At 70.9% G+C, this 17,255-nt stretch carries 16 protein-coding genes; 13 read left to right on the top strand and 3 right to left on the bottom strand.

Annotated features, from left to right (window positions below):
* Window positions 1–57: 57 nt before the first annotated feature.
* The 3 genes from pheA to FFS25_RS09395 form a co-directional block, all read right to left on the bottom strand.
* Window positions 58–987 (bottom strand): prephenate dehydratase, encoded by a 930-nt coding sequence (gene pheA, locus FFS25_RS09405; RefSeq protein ID WP_006213625.1) that lies wholly within the window; start codon window positions 985–987, stop codon window positions 58–60.
* 13 nt (window positions 988–1,000) lie between these two features.
* Window positions 1,001–1,336 (bottom strand): rhodanese-like domain-containing protein, encoded by a 336-nt coding sequence (locus tag FFS25_RS09400; protein ID WP_137802725.1) that lies wholly within the window; start codon window positions 1,334–1,336, stop codon window positions 1,001–1,003.
* 171 nt (window positions 1,337–1,507) lie between these two features.
* Window positions 1,508–2,887 (bottom strand): NAD-dependent succinate-semialdehyde dehydrogenase, encoded by a 1,380-nt coding sequence (locus tag FFS25_RS09395; protein WP_137802724.1) that lies wholly within the window; start codon window positions 2,885–2,887, stop codon window positions 1,508–1,510.
* A 116-nt stretch (window positions 2,888–3,003) separates the two neighbouring features.
* Here FFS25_RS09395 and FFS25_RS09390 point away from each other — a divergent pair, with 116 nt between their 5' ends.
* From FFS25_RS09390 to FFS25_RS09330, 13 genes are all read left to right on the top strand, one after another.
* Window positions 3,004–4,461: an APC family permease gene (locus FFS25_RS09390; RefSeq protein ID WP_137802723.1), complete on the top strand. Its 1,458-nt coding sequence runs from the start codon at window positions 3,004–3,006 to the stop codon at window positions 4,459–4,461.
* 62 nt (window positions 4,462–4,523) lie between these two features.
* A complete protein-coding gene (locus tag FFS25_RS09385) occupies window positions 4,524–5,198 on the top strand; it encodes a histidine phosphatase family protein (RefSeq protein WP_137802722.1) in 675 nt (224 codons plus the stop codon).
* A gap of 150 nt (window positions 5,199–5,348) precedes the next feature.
* Window positions 5,349–6,863: an NAD-dependent succinate-semialdehyde dehydrogenase gene (locus FFS25_RS09380; RefSeq protein WP_171004158.1), complete on the top strand. Its 1,515-nt coding sequence runs from the start codon at window positions 5,349–5,351 to the stop codon at window positions 6,861–6,863.
* Window positions 6,854–8,467, top strand: a complete 1,614-nt coding sequence (locus tag FFS25_RS09375) for an amidase (protein ID WP_137802721.1) — start codon at window positions 6,854–6,856, stop codon at window positions 8,465–8,467. The genes FFS25_RS09380 and FFS25_RS09375 overlap by 10 nt, the downstream gene beginning before the upstream one ends.
* 35 nt (window positions 8,468–8,502) lie before the next feature.
* Window positions 8,503–8,823, top strand: coding sequence for a putative quinol monooxygenase (locus FFS25_RS09370; protein WP_137802720.1), 321 nt, complete (start codon window positions 8,503–8,505; stop codon window positions 8,821–8,823).
* Window positions 8,824–9,050: 227 nt separating this feature from the next.
* Window positions 9,051–9,734, top strand: coding sequence for an SDR family oxidoreductase (locus tag FFS25_RS09365; protein ID WP_058872109.1), 684 nt, complete (start codon window positions 9,051–9,053; stop codon window positions 9,732–9,734).
* Window positions 9,735–9,810: 76 nt separating this feature from the next.
* Window positions 9,811–9,996 carry a hypothetical protein gene (locus tag FFS25_RS09360; RefSeq protein WP_137802719.1) on the top strand — a complete coding sequence of 62 codons (186 nt, stop codon included), beginning with the start codon at window positions 9,811–9,813 and terminating at the stop codon, window positions 9,994–9,996.
* 279 nt (window positions 9,997–10,275) lie between these two features.
* Window positions 10,276–11,322, top strand: a complete 1,047-nt coding sequence (locus tag FFS25_RS09355; protein ID WP_137802718.1) for a nucleoside hydrolase — start codon at window positions 10,276–10,278, stop codon at window positions 11,320–11,322.
* Window positions 11,319–12,260, top strand: coding sequence for a ribokinase (locus tag FFS25_RS09350; protein WP_137802717.1), 942 nt, complete (start codon window positions 11,319–11,321; stop codon window positions 12,258–12,260). Before FFS25_RS09355 ends, FFS25_RS09350 begins: the two co-directional genes overlap by 4 nt.
* A gap of 75 nt (window positions 12,261–12,335) precedes the next feature.
* A complete protein-coding gene (gene pgm / locus FFS25_RS09345; RefSeq protein WP_137802716.1) occupies window positions 12,336–13,970 on the top strand; it encodes a phosphoglucomutase (alpha-D-glucose-1,6-bisphosphate-dependent) in 1,635 nt (544 codons plus the stop codon).
* 226 nt (window positions 13,971–14,196) lie between these two features.
* Window positions 14,197–14,856 (top strand): ABC transporter permease subunit, encoded by a 660-nt coding sequence (locus FFS25_RS09340; RefSeq protein ID WP_249933849.1) that lies wholly within the window; start codon window positions 14,197–14,199, stop codon window positions 14,854–14,856.
* 4 nt (window positions 14,857–14,860) lie between these two features.
* Window positions 14,861–15,538 carry a LysE family translocator gene (locus FFS25_RS09335; protein WP_137802715.1) on the top strand — a complete coding sequence of 226 codons (678 nt, stop codon included), beginning with the start codon at window positions 14,861–14,863 and terminating at the stop codon, window positions 15,536–15,538.
* A gap of 293 nt (window positions 15,539–15,831) precedes the next feature.
* Entirely contained in the window at window positions 15,832–17,172 is a 1,341-nt protein-coding gene (locus FFS25_RS09330) for a uracil-xanthine permease family protein (RefSeq protein WP_040560410.1), read from the top strand.
* Window positions 17,173–17,255 lie beyond the last annotated feature (83 nt).

Below are 17,255 nucleotides of genomic sequence, written 5' to 3'. Positions count from 1 at the left end.
CATCGAGCACCGAAGGGCTCAGCGTATCCGCCTGCCGGCCGGTGGAAGGGAGTCGGCTCAGCGCCCTTCGCGCAGCTGCTGGACCCAGTCCCTCGCCTGGCGGAAGGCTCCGTCCGTGTGCCGGCCCTCGACCTCCGTCACGCCCTGCTCCGCCCTGGGGTACGAGCCCAGGAACCGGGTGGTCGGACAGATCCGCCGCAGGCCCACCACGGCCTCCGAGACCCGCTCGTCCAGGATGTGACCGTCCAGATCGACCGAGAAGAAGTAGTCCCCCAGCGAGGCGCCGGTGGGCCGGGACTCGATGCGCGAGAGGTTCACCCCGCGGGTGGAGAACTGCTCCAGGATCTCCAGCAGGGCGCCGGCGCGGTCGCTCCACAGAGGGATGACGAGCGTGGTGCGATCCGAGCCCGTGCGCTCCGGCAGCTGCTCGCCCGGCTCGGCCACCTGCACGAAGCGGGTGACGGCGGCCCGGTTGTCCCCGATGTCATCGGCCAGCACGGTCAGCTCGGGATGGGCCGCGAGGATCGCCGGGGAGCAGATCGCGGCGTCATAGCCCGCGGACTCCCCCGAGGCCAGCAGCCCCAGGGCGCCGGCCGCGGTGGACGATGCCGGAATGTATTCCACCTCCGGCATGTTCTCTTGCACCCAGCCTCTGACCTGGGCCCACGCATGCGAGTGCGTGGCCACGGCCCGGACCTGGGCCAGCTCCATGGGCCTCAGCGCCACGAGCGCGAAGCGGATCGGCACGAGCATCTCCGCGCAGATCCGCAGCTCGGTGCCCTCGGCGAGCGCATCCAGCGTGGCGGTCACGCCGCCCTCGACGGAGTTCTCGATCGGCACGACCGCCGAGGCGGCCCGCCCGTCGCGCACCGCCGCCAGGGCCGCGGGGACCGAGGCGACCGGGAGGTGATGAGCGGGATCCGGCTCGATCTGCCGCAGCGCCGATTCGGTGAAGGTCCCGGCGGGACCCAGGAACGCGATGCTCATGGTCTCCGGGGCGTCACTTCACCGAGGGGGTGTCGTCGGTCTCCGAGACCATGGGCTTCTCGGCATCCGCCCATGCGCCCATGCCGCCGAGCACGTTGATCGGATCGAAGCCGCTCTGTGCCAGGAAGGCCGTGGCCTTCAGGGACCGGCCGCCGGAGCGGCAGATCACATAGACGTCCTCATCCATGGGAACCTCGCCGTAGCGGGCCGAGAGCTCGCCCAGCGGGATGTGCTGCGCACCCTCGATGTGCCCGGCCTCCCACTCGAAGTCCTCGCGGACGTCGAGGACCTTGGCGTCCTCGGGGACATCGGTGACATCGGCGCTGGGCAGGTTGTCCACGTTGTCCATGGCGATCCTCCAGTTCATCTCGGCGCCCGGGGCCTATCCCCTGCGGCGCGGTGGCTGCGGGAGCCGCGCACGGCCCCGGCGTCGTCCCCTCACCCTAATCGGGGTCCCCGACGACACAGCGGCCCCCGCCCGGCACGAGCCGGGCGGGGGCCGCAGTGAGGGCCGAGAGGATCAGGCCTTCGGCGTGTGCACCAGCCTGGTGTTGGCGAACTCGCGCATGCCCCAGGGGCCGAGCTCGCGGCCCACGCCGGAGCGCTTCACGCCGCCGAAGGGCAGGTCCGGGGCGGTCTCGGCCTGGCCGTTGACGTAGACCATGCCGGACTCGATCTGCCGGGCGACCTCGGTGGCCTGCTCGACGTCGGATCCGAAGACGATGCCGCCCAGCCCGAACGAGGAGTCGTTGGCCAGCTCGATCGCGGCGTTGGCGTCCGGGACCTTGTAGACCACGCCGATCGGGCCGAAGAGCTCCTCGGAGTAAGCGCGCATGTCCGGGGTGACGCCGGTGAGGACGGTGGCCTCGATCCAGGCGCCGTCGCGGTCCGGGACGGTGCCGCCGGCCTCGACCTTGGCGCCCTTGTCCACGGCGTCCTTCAGCTGCTCGGCGAGCTCGTCGCGCTGCGAGGTGGTGACCAGCGGGCCCAGGAAGAAGCCCTCGTCCTGCGGATCGCCGAGCTCGATCTCCGACACCCGGCGGGCGAAGGCCTCCACGAAGGCGTCGTAGGCCTCCTCCACCACGATGAAGCGCTTGGAGTTCGTGCAGGCCTGGCCGTTGTTGCTCACGCGGGCGAACACGGCCTCCTTGGCCACGCGGTCGATGTCCTTGTCGTCCAGGACGATGAAGGCATCGGAGCCGCCCAGCTCGAGCACGACCTTCTTGAGATTCGCGCCCGCGGTCGCGGCCACCGACTTGCCCGCCCGCTCGGAGCCGGTCACGGAGACGCCGTGGATGACCGGCGACGGGATGACGATCTCGGAGATCTGCTCATTCGAGGCGAAGACGTTCTGGTAGACGCCCTCCGGGAACCCGGCCTCCCGCATGAGGTCCTCCTGGACCTGGGCGGACTCGGGGACCATGGCCGCGTGCTTGAGCAGGATCGTGTTGCCCAGCATCAGGTTCGGCGCCGCCAGGCGGGCCACCTGGTAGTGCGGGTAGTTCCACGGCATGATGCCCAGGATCGTGCCCGTGGGCTGCAGCTCCACGCTGGCGGTGCCGCCGGTGCTGGCCTGGTACTCCTCGGGCTTCGTGAACGACTCCGCATTCTCGGCGTAGTAGTCGTAGATGCTCGCCACGAGCTCCATCTCCGCCATGCCCTGGCTCAGCGGCTTGCCCATCTCGCGGGCCTGGGTCGAGGCCAGGTCCCGGCTGCGGCTGCGGTAGAGCGAGGCCAGCGCGGCCATGGTCTCCGCACGCTCGCGCATGGGGGTCTCTCGCCAGGCCTGCTGCGCCGCATGGGCGCGGTCGAGCATCTGGCGGATCTGATCGTCGGTGTGCGCCTCGAACTCGCGCACCTTCTGGTTGTCGGCCGGATTCACTACGGCGTAATCAGTCATGGGTTCAACCTAGGGAGCGGCCTGGGGCTCGGTCCATGGAGCCGAGGCAGGATTCGCAGTCGGCTGAACATAGGATGTGCTCCAGTTCACGATCACCCGAGTCCAGGAGGACGTCGATGACGAAGGACCGAGACGACGCCCCGGAGCAGGAGGGGGCCTTCGTCAAGGCGCTGGGCTCCCTGGATGCGCTGTTCATCGGCTTCGGCGCCATGATCGGTTTCGGCTGGATCACCCTGACGGGCGGCTGGATCGACAGCGCCGGCACGGTGGGCGCGCTGCTGGCCATGATCTGCGGCGGCATCCTGATGGCGCTCGTGGGGCTGGTCTACTCCGAGCTCGTCGCCGCCATGCCGCAGGCCGGGGGCGAGCACAACTACCTCCTGCGCGGCCTGGGCCCCCGAGCCTCGATGATCGGCTCCTGGGCCATCGCCGGGGGCTATATCTCCGTCGTGCTCTTCGAGGCCGTCTCGACCCCCACCACCGCGTCCTACATCTTCCCCGGGCTCGAGCAGATCCGCCTGTGGAGCATCACGGGCTTCGACGTCCACCTGACCTGGGCGCTGACCGGATCCATCGCAGCGCTCGTGATCATGTGGATCAACATCCGCGGGGTGAAGCTGGCCGGGCTGGTCCAGACCTGGGTCGTGTGCTTCCTGATCCTCATGGCGGTCCTGCTGCTGGGCGGCAGCGCGCTCGGCGGCGACCCGGCCAACCTGCAGCCGCACTTCACCGGCGGGGCCGTCGGGTTCGTGGCCGTGCTGGGCGCGGTGCCGTTCCTGTTCGTGGGCTTCGACGTCATCCCCCAGTCCGCCGAGGAGATCGACATCCCGCCGCGGAAGATCGGCCGGCTCGTGGTGGTCTCGGTCTTCATGGCGGTCGCGTTCTACGTCGCGATCATCGTCAGCACGTCCATGGCGCTGCCGGCCTCCGAGCTCACGGGGCTGAAGCTGGTCACCGCCGATGCCTTCGCCGCCCTGACCGGCAGCGCCCTGTGGGGCAAGGTCGTGATCGCCGGGGGGCTGGCCGGGATCATCACCTCCTGGATCGCGTTCCTCATGGGCGCCTCGCGGCTGCTGTGGGCCATGGCGAACTCCGGGATGCTGCCCCGCTGGTTCGGGAAGATGCACCCCAGGCACCGCACTCCTGTCAACGCGCTGCTGTTCATCGGGGTGCTCTCGGCGATCGCGCCGTTCTTCGGGGCCCCCATGCTCAACTGGGCGGTCGATGCCAGCTCGCCCCTGATCGTGCTGACCTACGGTCTCGTGGCGGTCACGTTCGTGATCCTGCGGCGCACGCAGCCGCAGATGGACCGCCCGCTGCGCATCGGCGGCAAGAGGCGCGGCGGCGTGGTGATCGGGGGCGTGGCCGCCGTGCTGTGCGCGGCCCTGCTGCTGGTCTACATCCCCGGGCTCACCCCGATCTCCGTGACGCTGGCCTGGCAGTCGTATCTCATGCTCGGCGTCTGGCTCCTCGCCGGCGTCGTGCTGATGCTGCGCCTGCCGCGCGGCATCCGCCCGGGCCCGGAGGCCGAGGAGGAGCTCAAGGCGGCCCTGCAGCGCCGCCGCGACGGCTGAGCCCGCGGCCGGGCCCGCTCCGTAGAGTGGAGACGACCACCGACGAGAGGACCCCGCCCGCCATGAGGCTCTACCTGATCCGCCACGGGCAGACCCCGTCCAACGTGCAGCGCCTGCTGGACACGGGCGAGCCCGGCCCGGGCCTGACCGAGCTCGGCCGGCAGCAGGCGGAGGCGCTGCCGGAGGCCCTGGCCGGCGCTGGGATCGAAGCCCTCTACGCCTCGAGCCTCGTGCGCACCCAGCTCACGGCTCGGCCGCTGGCCGACGCGCTGGGCCTCGAGCCCGCCATCCGCCCGGGCCTGCGCGAGATCGGAGCCGGGGACCTGGAGATGGCCGGCGACGACGCCTCCGTGCACACCTACCTGAGCACGGTGTTCGGCTGGGGGCAGGGCCGGATGCACGAGGCAGTTCCCGGCTCCGGGGAGGACGGTCACGACGTCCTGCGCCGCTTCGACGAGGTCGTGCAGGAGGTCCTGGACTCCGGTGTGCAGACGGCCGCCCTGTTCTCGCACGGCGCCATGATCCGCGCCTGGAGCGCCTCGCGATGCCGGAACCTCAGCCCCGCGTTCGTTGCGCGGGAGGGACTGGGCAACACCGGAGTGGTCGTGATCGAGGGCGATGGCAGCACCTGGACGGCGCTGAGCTGGCAGGACGCCTCATTGGGCCCCAAGGCCGTGGACTCCGACGACGACGGCCCCGCCGCCGAGCCCCTGGATCCTTCCGAGATCAAGGGCTGAGACCTCCTCCGGGAAGCCTTGTGCTGTCAGCGAGACCCCCTAGGCTGAGAGGCAGAACACAGCGATCAGCTGAATCCGCGCCCACCGGCTGACGGCCCAGGGATACTGCCCGCGAACCGGCGCGCTCACTTTGTCGAAAGGCTGTACTCCATGACCGCTTCGCAGTCCTCCTTCACCGATGCCTCGCCCGACCAGCGCCAGGAGATCATCCGCGATCTGCTCGAGCGCACCCCCAAGGGGATCCTGATCGAGGGCACCTGGCGCGATGCCTCCGGTGGCGAGACCTTCGACGTCGAGAACCCCGCCACCGGCGAGGTCCTGGCCTCCATCGCCTCGGGCACCGAGAAGGACGCGCTGGCCGGGCTGGACGCGGCCTCGGCCGCACAGGAGGACTGGGCCCGCACCCCGGCCCGCGAGCGCTCGGAGATCTTGCGCCGCGCCTTCGACCTGGTCCAGGAGCGCCGGGAGGACCTGGCGCTGCTGATGACCCTGGAGATGGGCAAGCCCTTCGCGGAGGCCCTGGGAGAGGTCACCTACGGCGGTGAGTTCCTGCGGTGGTTCTCGGAGGAGGCCGTGCGCCACTACGGCCGCTACGCCGACACCCCGGAGGGGAACCTGCGGATGGTCGTGCGCCACAAGCCCGTGGGCCCGGCGCTGCTGATCACGCCCTGGAATTTCCCGCTGGCCATGGCCACGCGCAAGATCTCCCCCGCGGTCGCCGCCGGCTGCACCATGGTGCTCAAGCCCGCGCGCCTGACCCCGCTGACCTCGCTGTACTTCGCGCAGATCATGCTGGATGCTGGTCTGCCCGCCGGCGTGCTCAGCGTCGTGCCCTCGGCCTCGGCCTCCTCCATCTCCGAGCCGCTGATGCAGGACGAGCGCCTGCGCAAGGTCTCGTTCACCGGCTCCACCGGCGTGGGCAAGAACCTGCTCAAGGCCGCCGCGGACAACGTGCTGCGCACCTCCATGGAGCTCGGCGGCAACGGGCCCTTCCTGGTCTTCGAGGACGCTGACCTGGACAAGGCCGTGGCAGGTGCCCTGGCCGCCAAGATGCGCAACATGGGAGAGGCCTGCACCTCCGCCAACCGCATGCTGGTCCACGAGTCCGTGGCCGAGGAGTTCGGCCGACGCCTGGCCGAGGCCATCGGCGCCCAGAAGGTCGGCGACGGCACCGAGGACGGCTCGGAGGTCGGTCCGCTGATCGAGAAGAAGGCGCTCGAGTCCATCTCCTCGTTCGTGGACGATGCCGTCGAGCGCGGCGCCACGGTGCTGACCGGCGGTGAGCGCATCGGCGAGAAGGGCTACTTCTACGCTCCCACCGTCCTGGCGAACGTCCCCCGCGACGCCCGTGCGGCCTGCGAGGAGATCTTCGGCCCCGTCGCCCCGATCCTCACCTTCACGGATGAGGACGACGCCGTGGCCCTGGCCAACTCGACCGAGTACGGCCTGGCCTCCTACGTCTTCACCGAGGACCTCAAGCGCGCCCATCGCATCGGTGATCGACTGGACTTCGGCCTGCTGGGGCTCAACGTCGGCGTGATCTCCAATGCCGCCACCCCGTTCGGCGGCATCAAGCAGTCCGGCATGGGCCGCGAGGGCGGAGCCGAGGGCATCGAGGAGTACACGGAGGTCCAGTACATGGGCATGGAGAACCCGTGGAGCTGAGCCTCCCGCTCACCGACGCGACCGCCCTGCAGGATGCCCTGCAGTGCGGTCGCGCCTCTGCCCGGGACGTGGCCGCTGCCGCACTGCGTCGGGCGCGCGCCGCGGAGTCGGACCAGCACGGCCCTGCGCTGGGCGCCTTCGTGCACCTGGAGTCTGGGGAGGCGGCGGACGAGCGCGCCACCGCGCTGGACGCCCTGCCTGCCGCGCAGCGCGGACGCTGGCACGGGATGCCCATGCCGCTCAAGGACCTGCACGACGTCCAGGGCCAGCCCACGACCTCGGGCTCCCGCGCCGTGGCCGCGGAGGGGCGGGACTGCGCGCCGGTCGCGGAGGCCGACGACGAGACCGCGCAGCTGCATCGCGCCCTGGGCGCGCAGCTGCTGGGCAAGACCCAGGTGCCCGAGTTCGGGCTCAACTGCTACAGCCAGAACCTGCTGGGACCGGTGACCCGCAATCCGTGGGACCTGCAGGCCGACCCCGGGGGCTCCTCCGGCGGGCAGGCCGCCGCGGTGGCCGCCGGGATCATCCCCGCTGCCGTGGGCTCCGACGGCGGCGGCTCCATCCGCATCCCCGCGGCCGCCTGCGGGCTGATCGGGCTCAAGCCCGGCCGCGGCACGGTGCCCACCGGAGACGGTCTGCGCGATCACGGGATGCTCGCCGTCAACGGGCCGATCGCACGCACGGCCCTGGATGCCGCACTGGTCTTCGACGGCCTCACCCAGCCCGCACCCGGAGCCGTCGGGGACAATCGCAGCTTCCGACCCGTCTGCTCGCCGGGGGCTGCGGCTGCGCGGGATCCGTGGGGGCCGCCGTCGGACCTTCCTGCCAGGCCGGGGCCGGCGGAGCAGGCCGTGCGGCTTGCGCAGCAGGGCGAGCCGCCGTGGGGCAGCCGGTCGCTGTCGATCGGCGTGAGCATCTCCTCGGCCTTCGAGGCCGCGCACCCCACGCCGGTGTCCCCGCAGGCCGCCGAGGCTCTGCAGGCGGGCGTCGACGTCCTGCGCGCAGCGGGCCACGACGTCCAGGACGCCGACATCCGCCACGACCCCGCCTACCCGGAGGCCTTCTTCCAGCTGTGGACCGCCTCCGTGGGCGCTGCGCCGCTGAGTCCCGAGCAGGAGCCGCTGCTCACCGGGCTGGCGCAGGAGTACCGCCGCCGCGCGGGCCAGCGCACGGCATCTGATCTGGTGAGAGCCATCCGCACGCTGCGGGACATGGAGCGCCGCGCGCTGCAGGACTGGGACCGCTGGGATGTCGTGATGACGCCGGCGCTGGCCCAGACGCCCAGGCCCCACGGCTGGTGGTGGGAGGGCTTCCAGCCCACCGATCCCGCCTCCGCCGATCAGGACTACGAGCGCCAGTGCCGCTACACCCCCTGGACCTCGCTGATCAATGTGATCGGACTGCCCGCCGTCGTCGTCCCCACGACGATCGTGCGCTCGGAGGTCACCAACGCTCAGGTGCCCATGGGGATCCAGCTCATCGGCCGGCCCGGTGCGGAGATCGGACTGCTCGTGCTCGCCGACCGGATCACCTCCGGGCTCGACCCAGCCCTCCGCGAGTGCCTGGCCGCCCCGCCCCAGGAGCGCTTCCGTGCGATAGCGTGATCCCCGAACCCGTCCCACCGCAGAAGGAGACCCCCATGATCTTCATCGTCGTGAAGTTCCCCGTGAAGCCCGAGCACTCGGCCCATTGGCCGGAGATCTCCCGCGAGTTCACCGAGGCCACCCGCGCCGAGCCCGGCAACCGGTTCTTCGACTGGTCGCGCTCGGTGGCGGACACCAACGAGTTCGTCCTGGTCGAGGGCTTCGACGACGACGCCGCCGAGGCCCACGTGAACTCCGATCACTTCAAGAAGATGCAGCAGGAGTTCCCGCAGTACCTCACCGCCACCCCGCAGATCATCTCCGAGCAGATCAGCGCCGACGGCTGGGGCGAGATGGGCGAGATCAAGGTCGACTGACCCACGCCGTCATGCGGAGTGATGTGCATCACAGGGGCGTACTCTGAGCCTGCCGCGCTTCGGCCGCGCTCGTGCTCCTGCTCTGCGTGGTCCATGCCTTCTGCGGCCTCGGCATGATCGGCGGCGCCTGCTGAGCTGAGCCGACCCCGTCGCCTGCATCGGCTGGCCCCGTGGAGTGCGCTGAAGGACTCCGTTGTCCTGGACACACGCATCCTTGAGGAGGAGCCATGTCGAAGATCGTCATCCTGGGCGGCCACGGAGCCGTCGCCATGATCGCCGGGCGCAAGCTGGTCGAGGCAGGGCACCAGGTCACCTCGGTGATCCGCTCCGCCGACCAGAAGACGGGGATCGAAGCCATCGGCGCCACGCCGCTCGTCCTCGACCTGCAGGAGGCGAGCACCGAGCAGCTCGATGCCGCGATCGCCGGCCACGACGCCGTCGTGTGGGCCGCCGGAGCAGGCGGGGCTGGCCCGGAGACCACGTTCGCCGTGGACCGCGATGCCGCCCAGCGCTCGATCGACGCCGCGCAGCGCGCAGGCGTCAAGCGCTACGTGATGGTCTCCTACCAGGGCTCCACGCTCGAGCACGGCCTGAGCGAGGACCACGGGTTCTACCCCTACGTTCAGGCCAAGGCGGAGGCGGATGAGACCCTGCGCCGCTCCGACCTGGACTGGACCATCCTGGGCCCCGGCTTCCTCACCGACGACGAGCCGACCGGCACGATCGGACTCGGCCCCCTCGAGGAGTTCGGCGGCGACCGCGAGTCCGCCGGACCGAACGGGGAGCGGAACATCTCCCGCAGCGACGTCGCCCAGACGATCGTCGACGCCCTGGACATGACGGAGACCGTCGGGAAGTTCATCGAGTACGGCCGTGGGGACACCCCCATCCGCGAGGCGCTCGCGCGCTGATCCGGCCGCAGCGTCGGCATCCGACCGCGTGTGGGCAGCCCTGTGCGGCCGAGGGCGATCATGAGACAGTGATGGCATGAGAATCCTGTCGACCCTGGTCACCATCGTCATCACCCTGGTGGTGGCCAACCTCCTGCTCGGCGGAGTGCAGAACTCGTTCCTGCGCATCGCCGCCGTCATCGTGATCGCGCTGATCGTGACTGCCATCGTGAACCGCGTGATCCCCAGCGACCCGAGCCGCAGCCCCGAATCCCGCCGCTGACGGCTGCCGTCGTCGCGGCGGGCACTTGCCACGGGCACCCGCTCCTCGAGCGGCCCCGCAGCGACGCGCTCCCCGAGGCCCTCATACCTCACTCATCTCCCCGCGACCGGTCGATTCCGCACCCTTCCCTCATCGAGCGGGAGATTCTGCACCGATTGCGCGTCGAGACGGTGAGGAATCGGCCGCTCGCGGGTGGGCGGATGTGCATCGGGGCGAGGGGCCAGGGGCCGGACGACGAGAGCAGATGCGGGCGTCGGTGCCGAGTTGGATACTGAGGGCATGACTCGACGACGCGTGATCATCGACTGCGATCCGGGCGTGGATGACGCCCTGGCCCTCATGCTCGCCCACGGCAGCTCGGAGCTGGACGTGACCGCGGTGACCGTGGTGGGCGGCAACCAGACCCTCGAGAAGGTCACCCGCAACGCACTGGCGCTGACGGAGGCCATCGGCCTGGGCGCGCCGGTGGCAGCCGGGGCCGCGGATCCGCTCGAGCGCCAGCCGCAGACCGCCGGCCACGTGCACGGCGACACCGGCCTGGGACAGCTCGTACTGGCCGAGCCGCAGGCGCAGCTGTCGGACGAGCACGCGGTGGACCTCATCATCCGCGAGCTCCGGGCGGCCGAGCCGGGCACGCTGACGCTGATCGCCCTGGGCCCGCTGACGAATCTGGCGCTGGCGGCGCAGAAGGCCCCGGAGGTCGTCGAGCGCGTCCGCGAGGTCGTGCTCATGGGCGGGGCGATCGCCGACGGCAACATCACGCCCGTGGCCGAGTTCAACATCGCCGTGGATCCGGAGGCCGCGCGCATCGTCTTCGCCGCAGGCTGGCCGGTGACCATGGTGGGCCTGGACGTCACGCACCAGGCCGTGGCCACGCAGGACGTCGAACGATCGTTCGCGGATCTCGGCACCGACGCAGGACAGATCGCCGTGGACCTCATCTCCAGCTACCGGGCGGCCTATCAGGACAACCAGGACTTCTCGGATCCGCCCTGCCACGACCCCGTGGCCGTCGCCGCCGTGATCCGCCCCGAGCTGCTGACGCTGCGCCGCGCGCCGATCGACATCGAGTGCTCGGGCGAGCTGACCACCGGCATGACCGTCGTCGACCGGCGCGGCCCGGAGGACCCGGACCTGCTCACCGCCGCCGCCACGGGCCTGGACGTCGACGGCTTCTGGGAGCTCGTCCTGGAGGCCACGGCTCGGCTGCAGGTCCGCGACGGCGCCGTGCCGGAAGCCCATCGGCGCATCCCTGAGATGGTCGAGACCTCCGACGACGGAACGCAGGACACCGACGACAGCCACCAGCCAGGAGCCGCACGATGACCGACCGCTACCCTGCTACCGACGGCGACGTCGTCATCATCGGCTCGCTGAACGCCGATCTGGTGGTGCGCACCCAGTGCCATCCCGAGCCGGGCGAGACCGTCCAGGGCGGCCCGCTGAGCACGGCTCCCGGCGGCAAGTCGGCCAACCAGGCCGTCGCGGCGGCTCGGCTCGGCGCCCGTGTGCGGATGGTCGGCGCGGTGGGCGATGACCCCCACGGCCAGATGCTCCTGGAGTCGCTCGAGGGCCACGGCGTGGACACCGCCCACGTCGCATCCCTGTCAGACACCGCCACCGGCACCGCCGTCATCACCGTCTCCGAGGACGGCGAGAACACGATCGTCATCTCCCCCGGCGCCAACGGAGAGGTCGCCCCGGAGCGCATCACCCCGGAGCTCTTCGACGGTGTGCGCACGCTCGCGCTGACCTTCGAGATCCCGGCCGGGACCGTGATCGCCGCCGCCCGCGCAGCGCACGACGCCGGCGTGACGGTCGTGCTCAACCCCTCCCCCTTCCGCCAGCCCGAGCCCGAGCTGCTAGAGCGCACCGACCTGCTCGTGGTCAACGCCCACGAGATGACGCAGCTCAGCGGCACCGAGATCCCCGACGACGACTCGCAGTGGCAGCGCGCCGGGCAGCGCCTGGCCGAGACCACCGGAGTGGCGGATGCCGTCGTGACCCTGGGCCCGGACGGCGCGGTCCTGCTGCGCACCCGCGACGGGCGGACGCAGGCGCAGCGGGTCGCCGGTCATCGGGTGCAGGCGGTCGACACCACGGGCGCAGGCGACTCCGTGACGGGAACGCTGGCCGCAGCGCTGGCCGCCGGCACCGAGCTCCCGGCGGCCGTCGAGCTGGCCATGCGCGTGGGCGCGATCGCCACGCGCAGCGAGGGCGCGCAGCCGTCGTACCCGTCCCGGGCGCAGCTGGACGAGCTCTGAGCGGTACCGGACGAACTGACCACAACTCGGTCAATCGCGTGACCGGCCCCACGTGGGCTGACTACTCTGAGAGGCATGACTGATCGCGCGGGCACCGTCGCCCTTCCCGAAGACCTCGTCGACCTCTCCGAGCTGCTCGAGGCCTACGCCTCGCGCACCCCGGATCTCTCGGATCCCGGCCAGCGGGTCGCCTTCGGCACCTCCGGGCACCGCGGGTCCTCCCTGAAGTCCTCGTTCAACGACACCCACATCGCCGCCATCACGCAGGCCATCGTGGAGTACCGCGCGCAGGAGGGCACCACCGGCCCGCTGTTCATGGGCCAGGACACGCATGCGCTCTCCGCCGTGGCCCAGGACACCGCCCTGCAGGTGCTGGCCGCCAACGGCGTGACCGTCCTGCTGGACTCCCGCGACGGCTACACGCCCACCCCGGCGCTGTCGCACGCGATCCTGACCTACAACAAGGACCGCGAGCGCGATCTCGCCGACGGCATCGTGATCACTCCGTCGCACAACCCGCCGGCCGACGGCGGCTTCAAGTACAACCCCACCCACGGCGGCCCCGCCGACACCGACGCCACCGGCTGGATCGCCGATCGCGCCAATGAGCTGCTCGAGGGCGGCAACGCAGACGTCAAGCGCATTCCGCTCGAGGAGGCGCGTGCCGCGGAGACCACCCAGTCGTTCGACTACCTGGACAGCTACGTCTCCGCGCTGCCGGAGATCATCGACCTCGAGGCCATCAAGCGCGCCGGCGTGCGCATCGGCGCGGACCCCATGGGCTCGGCCTCGGTCGCGTACTGGAAGGAGATCGGCGAGCGCTTCGGGCTGGACCTCACCGTGGTCAATCCGGAGGTCGACCCCCAGTGGGCGTTCATGACCCTGGACTGGGACGGCAAGATCCGCATGGACTGCTCCTCCCCCAGCGCCATGGCCTCGCTCATCCAGCAGCGCGACAAGTACGACATCGCCACCGGCAACGACGCCGACTCCGACCGTCACGGCATCGTCACCCCGGACGCCGGGCTGATGAACCCCAACCACTACCTGGCCGTGGCGATCGACTACCTCTTCGCCCACCGCGACGGCTGGCGCGCCGACGCCGGGATCGGCAAGACGCTGGTGTCCTCGACGATCATCGACCGCGTGGCCGAGTCCCTGGGCCGCCGTCTGGTCGAGGTCCCCGTGGGCTTCAAGTGGTTCGTGCCGGGCCTGCTCGACGGCTCCCTGGGCTTCGGCGGCGAGGAGTCCGCCGGTGCGTCGTTCCTGCGCAAGGACGGCTCCGTGTGGACCACCGACAAGGACGGGATCATCCTGGCGCTGCTGGCCGCGGAGATCATCGCGGTGACCGGCAAGACCCCGTCGCAGCGCTACGCGGAGCTCACCGAGCAGTACGGCGCACCGGTCTACCAGCGCATCGACGCCCCCGCCGATCGCGAGCAGAAGGCGGCGCTGAAGAAGCTGTCGCCCGAGCAGGTCACCGCCGAGACCCTGGCCGGCGACCCCATCACGGCCAAGCTCACCGAGGCTCCCGGCAACGGCGCGCCCATCGGTGGGCTCAAGGTCACCACGGACCGCGCCTGGTTCGCCGCGCGCCCGTCGGGCACCGAGGACGTCTACAAGATCTACGCCGAGTCCTTCGTGGACGAGGAGCACCTCAAGCTCGTGCAGCGCGAGGCCAAGGCGCTGGTCGACGGCGTGATCGGCTGATCCTTCGGAACTGACGACGCACAAGGGCGCCCCCTCGGTCTCGAGGGGGGCGCCCTTGTGCGTCCTGGACCTCGCATGCCCGGTTGGTGACGGATCTGCACCCCCTCAGCGGTGATGGGGTGTAGATCCGTCACCAACCGCGTCCCCTCGAGGGATCGGCTGCCCGGGCGGCGTGCCTGCCGGCTGGACAGCGCTGAAGCCGCACCAGCGCAGCCCATCAGGTGCGATGGGGCGCGCTGGTGCGGCCTACACGGCGTCGCAGGGCGGCAGCACCTCGACAGATCCGTCGGCGGACGAGGGCACCGTGCAGCTGCTGCCCATGGCGCCCTCGGACATGCTCCCCGCCCTGAACAACGGGGTGATCGGCGGATACACGGTGGTCGATCCCTTCAACGCGGCCGCGGCGGCGCAGTCCGTCGGCGGGATCCAGCGCTTCCTGGGCGATGCATGGCGCGATCACGTGTGCTGCGTGGTGCTGCAGGACGCTGCCACGAGCCTGTGGCGGCTGCTGTGCGGACTGGCGATCGCGGCGGTCTGGCCAGTCGCGCTGAACACCGCCTCCGGCGTGGCCGCGCTGGATCCGCTGCATGTGCGAGTGGCCCGGACTCTGGGGGCCACCCGCCCGGAGATCCTGCGCACCGTGGTGCTGCCGAGCATCCGCCCCTTCACCATGACGGGCGTGCGCCTGGCGCTGGGCATCGCGTGGGTCGTGATCGTCCCGGCCGAGATGCTCGGCGTGTCCTCGGGACTCGGCTATGAGATCCTCAATGCTCGCGATCGCCTGGCCTACGACGAGATGCTCGTGGTCATCCTCCTCATCGGGCTGATCGGCATCGCGCTGGACACCCTGGCGCAGTGGCTGCTGCGCGAGCGCTCGAGAGGCTGATCGCATGGAGCTCGCCCAGCTGCCGGGCCTGGCACTGATCTGGACGGTCGCCGTGGCCGCACCCGGTCCGGACATGGTCCTGGTGCTCCAGCAGTCCATCACGCGCTCGCGCCGGGCCGGTCTGCTGGCGGCGCTCGGCATCACGACGGGGGCGACCGTCTGGCTGCTCGGCGCCCTGTTCGGGCTCTCCGCGCTGCTGCAGGCTCTGCCCTGGCTGATGAGCTGGCTCGAGCTGCTGGGCGGGCTCATGCTGATCCTCATCGGCGCCACCGGTCTGCGGTCCTGGCGGGCCGCGCGCCGACGCGGCGCCTCCTCGGACGCCACGACCGCGCAGCAGCAGGCTGTCGGACGGGACCGCACGGCCGCTCCTGCCGGAGCGGATGCCTATCTGCGTGGCCTGGCCACCAACCTGTCGAACCCCAAGGCGCTCGTGTTCTTCGGGGCGATCTTCTCCCCGTTCCTCACCAGCAGGATCGTCAGCCTCCAGACGGCGATCGTGGTCGGGACCCTGATCGTGCTCACCGTCGTGTGGTTCGGGCTCGTGGCGCTGGCGGCCTCGCAGCGGCGACTCGCCCCGGTGATCGACCGCTTCCGCTCGGGCTTCGACGTGATCGCCAGCTGCTTCTTCATCGCCGTCGGCCTGGGCTTCGTCCTCACCGCGCTCGTGCACCTGCTCGGCTGAGCCGCCTTCCCCCGACAGGCCGCGACGACGTCACGACTTCCCGACGGCCGCCGCATCGTCGCGGTCGGGGCCGTCGCGGATCCCGGCCGCGGGCTACTCTGATCCGCGATCATCGCGCGAGCGCCTTCGCGGCCCGTGCCTTCCCTCCCTCCTCCAGGAGATCGCCCATGAGCAGCTCCGCTCCCCGGCCGGACCAGCACCGCTCCGGCCCCGACTCGTCCTACAGCTCCGATTCGTCTCGTGACCCCGAAACAGCCCGCCGCGCAGGTGATGCCACTGCCGAGCACGGCTTCCTGGCCCGCGCCGGGCTGAGCTGGTCGCTGCACGGAGACGGCCGCAACGTGGCCGCCGGCGCCGTCGTGCACCCGCAGCAGCGGCTGTCCTGGCCGCGCACCATCGGCATCGGTGCCCAGCACGTGGTGGCCATGTTCGGGGCGACCTTCCTGGTCCCGCTGATCACGGGCTTCCCTCCGTCGACCACCCTGTTCTTCTCCGGGCTGGGCACGATCCTGTTCCTGGTGATCACGCGCGGGCTGGTCCCGTCGTACCTGGGCTCGTCGTTCGCGTTCATCGCCCCGATCTCTGCGGCCATCGGCCAGTACGGCCCCGGCGGCGCGCTGGGCGGCGTGGTCATGGCGGGCGCCGCCCTGTTCCTGATCGGCGTGATCGTGCAGGTGGCCGGCACCGGCTGGCTCTCAGCGCTGATGCCCCCGCTGGTCACGGGCACGATCGTGGCGCTGATCGGCTTCAACCTGGCCCCTGCGGCCAAGGACAACTTCATGCTCGCGCCCACCACGGCGCTGGTGACCCTGCTGGCGATCATCCTCACGTCCGTGCTCTTCCGCGGGATCCTGGGCCGGCTGTCCATCCTGGTGGGCGTGGTGATCGGGTATCTCACGGCGGTGGTGCGCGGGGAGGTCGACTTCTCAGCGATCAGCGCCGCCTGGGAGGCCGAGGGCCTGCTGGGGCTGCCGCAGTTCCACGCCCCGGAGTTCCACGTCTCGCTGATCGGGCTGTTCGTGCCGGTGATCCTGGTGCTCGTGGCCGAGAACATCGGGCACGTGAAGTCGGTGGCCTTGATGACCGGTCAGGACCTGGATCCCGTGCTGGGGCGCACGATCATGTCCGACGGCCTCGCGACCATCCTGGCCGGCTCCGGCGGCGGCTCCGGCACCACCACGTACGCCGAGAACATCGGCGTCATGGCCGCGACCAAGGTCTACTCGACGGCCGCCTACTGGGTCGCGGCGATCGTGGCCCTGCTGCTGTCGTTCTTCCCGGTCTTCGGCGCCGCGATCGCCACGGTTCCGCCGGGCGTGCTGGGCGGTGCCGCGACGGTGCTCTACGGCATGATCGGCATGCTCGGCGTGCGCATCTGGGTGCAGAACCGCGTGGACTTCTCCCACCCGGTGAATCTCACGACGGCGGCCGTGGCCATGATCATCGGCATCGCCGACTACACGTGGGATGCGTTCGGGATCCAGTTCGCGGGCATCGCCCTGGGCACCGCGGCCACCCTGGTGGTCTTCCACGGCATGCGCGGGATCGCCCTGTGGCGCGGCACCGCCGGCGGCGATCCGCTCACCCCGGACCGCGCGAGCACCCCGCACGACCAGGCCTCCCCGCTCGGCTGACCCCTCCCCCTACCGCCGAGTGGATCCCCAGTTGCGCTGTTCGCACCTATAGCGCAATCAGGTATCCACTCGGCGGTAGGGGG

It is taken from the genome of Kocuria sp. 2SI (genome assembly GCF_005502825.1).
GTDB classification, from domain to species: domain Bacteria; phylum Actinomycetota; class Actinomycetes; order Actinomycetales; family Micrococcaceae; genus Kocuria; species Kocuria palustris.
The sequence above is the reverse complement of the archived record's forward strand: the minus strand, read 5'-3'. Positions and strand labels throughout refer to the sequence as shown.

Excerpts from the sequence above, each read along its gene's own strand:
- pheA (WP_006213625.1), bottom strand. The coding sequence starts at position 987 with ATGAGCATCGCGTTCCTGGGTCCCGCCGGGACCTTCACCGAATCGGCG.
- FFS25_RS09400 (WP_137802725.1), bottom strand. The coding sequence starts at position 1,336 with ATGGACAACGTGGACAACCTGCCCAGCGCCGATGTCACCGATGTCCCC.
- FFS25_RS09395 (WP_137802724.1), bottom strand. The coding sequence starts at position 2,887 with ATGACTGATTACGCCGTAGTGAATCCGGCCGACAACCAGAAGGTGCGC.
- FFS25_RS09390 (WP_137802723.1), top strand. The coding sequence starts at position 3,004 with ATGACGAAGGACCGAGACGACGCCCCGGAGCAGGAGGGGGCCTTCGTC.
- FFS25_RS09385 (WP_137802722.1), top strand. The coding sequence starts at position 4,524 with ATGAGGCTCTACCTGATCCGCCACGGGCAGACCCCGTCCAACGTGCAG.
- FFS25_RS09380 (WP_171004158.1), top strand. The coding sequence starts at position 5,349 with ATGACCGCTTCGCAGTCCTCCTTCACCGATGCCTCGCCCGACCAGCGC.
- FFS25_RS09370 (WP_137802720.1), top strand. The coding sequence starts at position 8,503 with ATGATCTTCATCGTCGTGAAGTTCCCCGTGAAGCCCGAGCACTCGGCC.
- FFS25_RS09365 (WP_058872109.1), top strand. The coding sequence starts at position 9,051 with ATGTCGAAGATCGTCATCCTGGGCGGCCACGGAGCCGTCGCCATGATC.
- FFS25_RS09360 (WP_137802719.1), top strand. The coding sequence starts at position 9,811 with ATGAGAATCCTGTCGACCCTGGTCACCATCGTCATCACCCTGGTGGTG.
- FFS25_RS09355 (WP_137802718.1), top strand. The coding sequence starts at position 10,276 with ATGACTCGACGACGCGTGATCATCGACTGCGATCCGGGCGTGGATGAC.
- FFS25_RS09350 (WP_137802717.1), top strand. The coding sequence starts at position 11,319 with ATGACCGACCGCTACCCTGCTACCGACGGCGACGTCGTCATCATCGGC.
- pgm (WP_137802716.1), top strand. The coding sequence starts at position 12,336 with ATGACTGATCGCGCGGGCACCGTCGCCCTTCCCGAAGACCTCGTCGAC.
- FFS25_RS09340 (WP_249933849.1), top strand. The coding sequence starts at position 14,197 with ATGGGGCGCGCTGGTGCGGCCTACACGGCGTCGCAGGGCGGCAGCACC.
- FFS25_RS09335 (WP_137802715.1), top strand. The coding sequence starts at position 14,861 with ATGGAGCTCGCCCAGCTGCCGGGCCTGGCACTGATCTGGACGGTCGCC.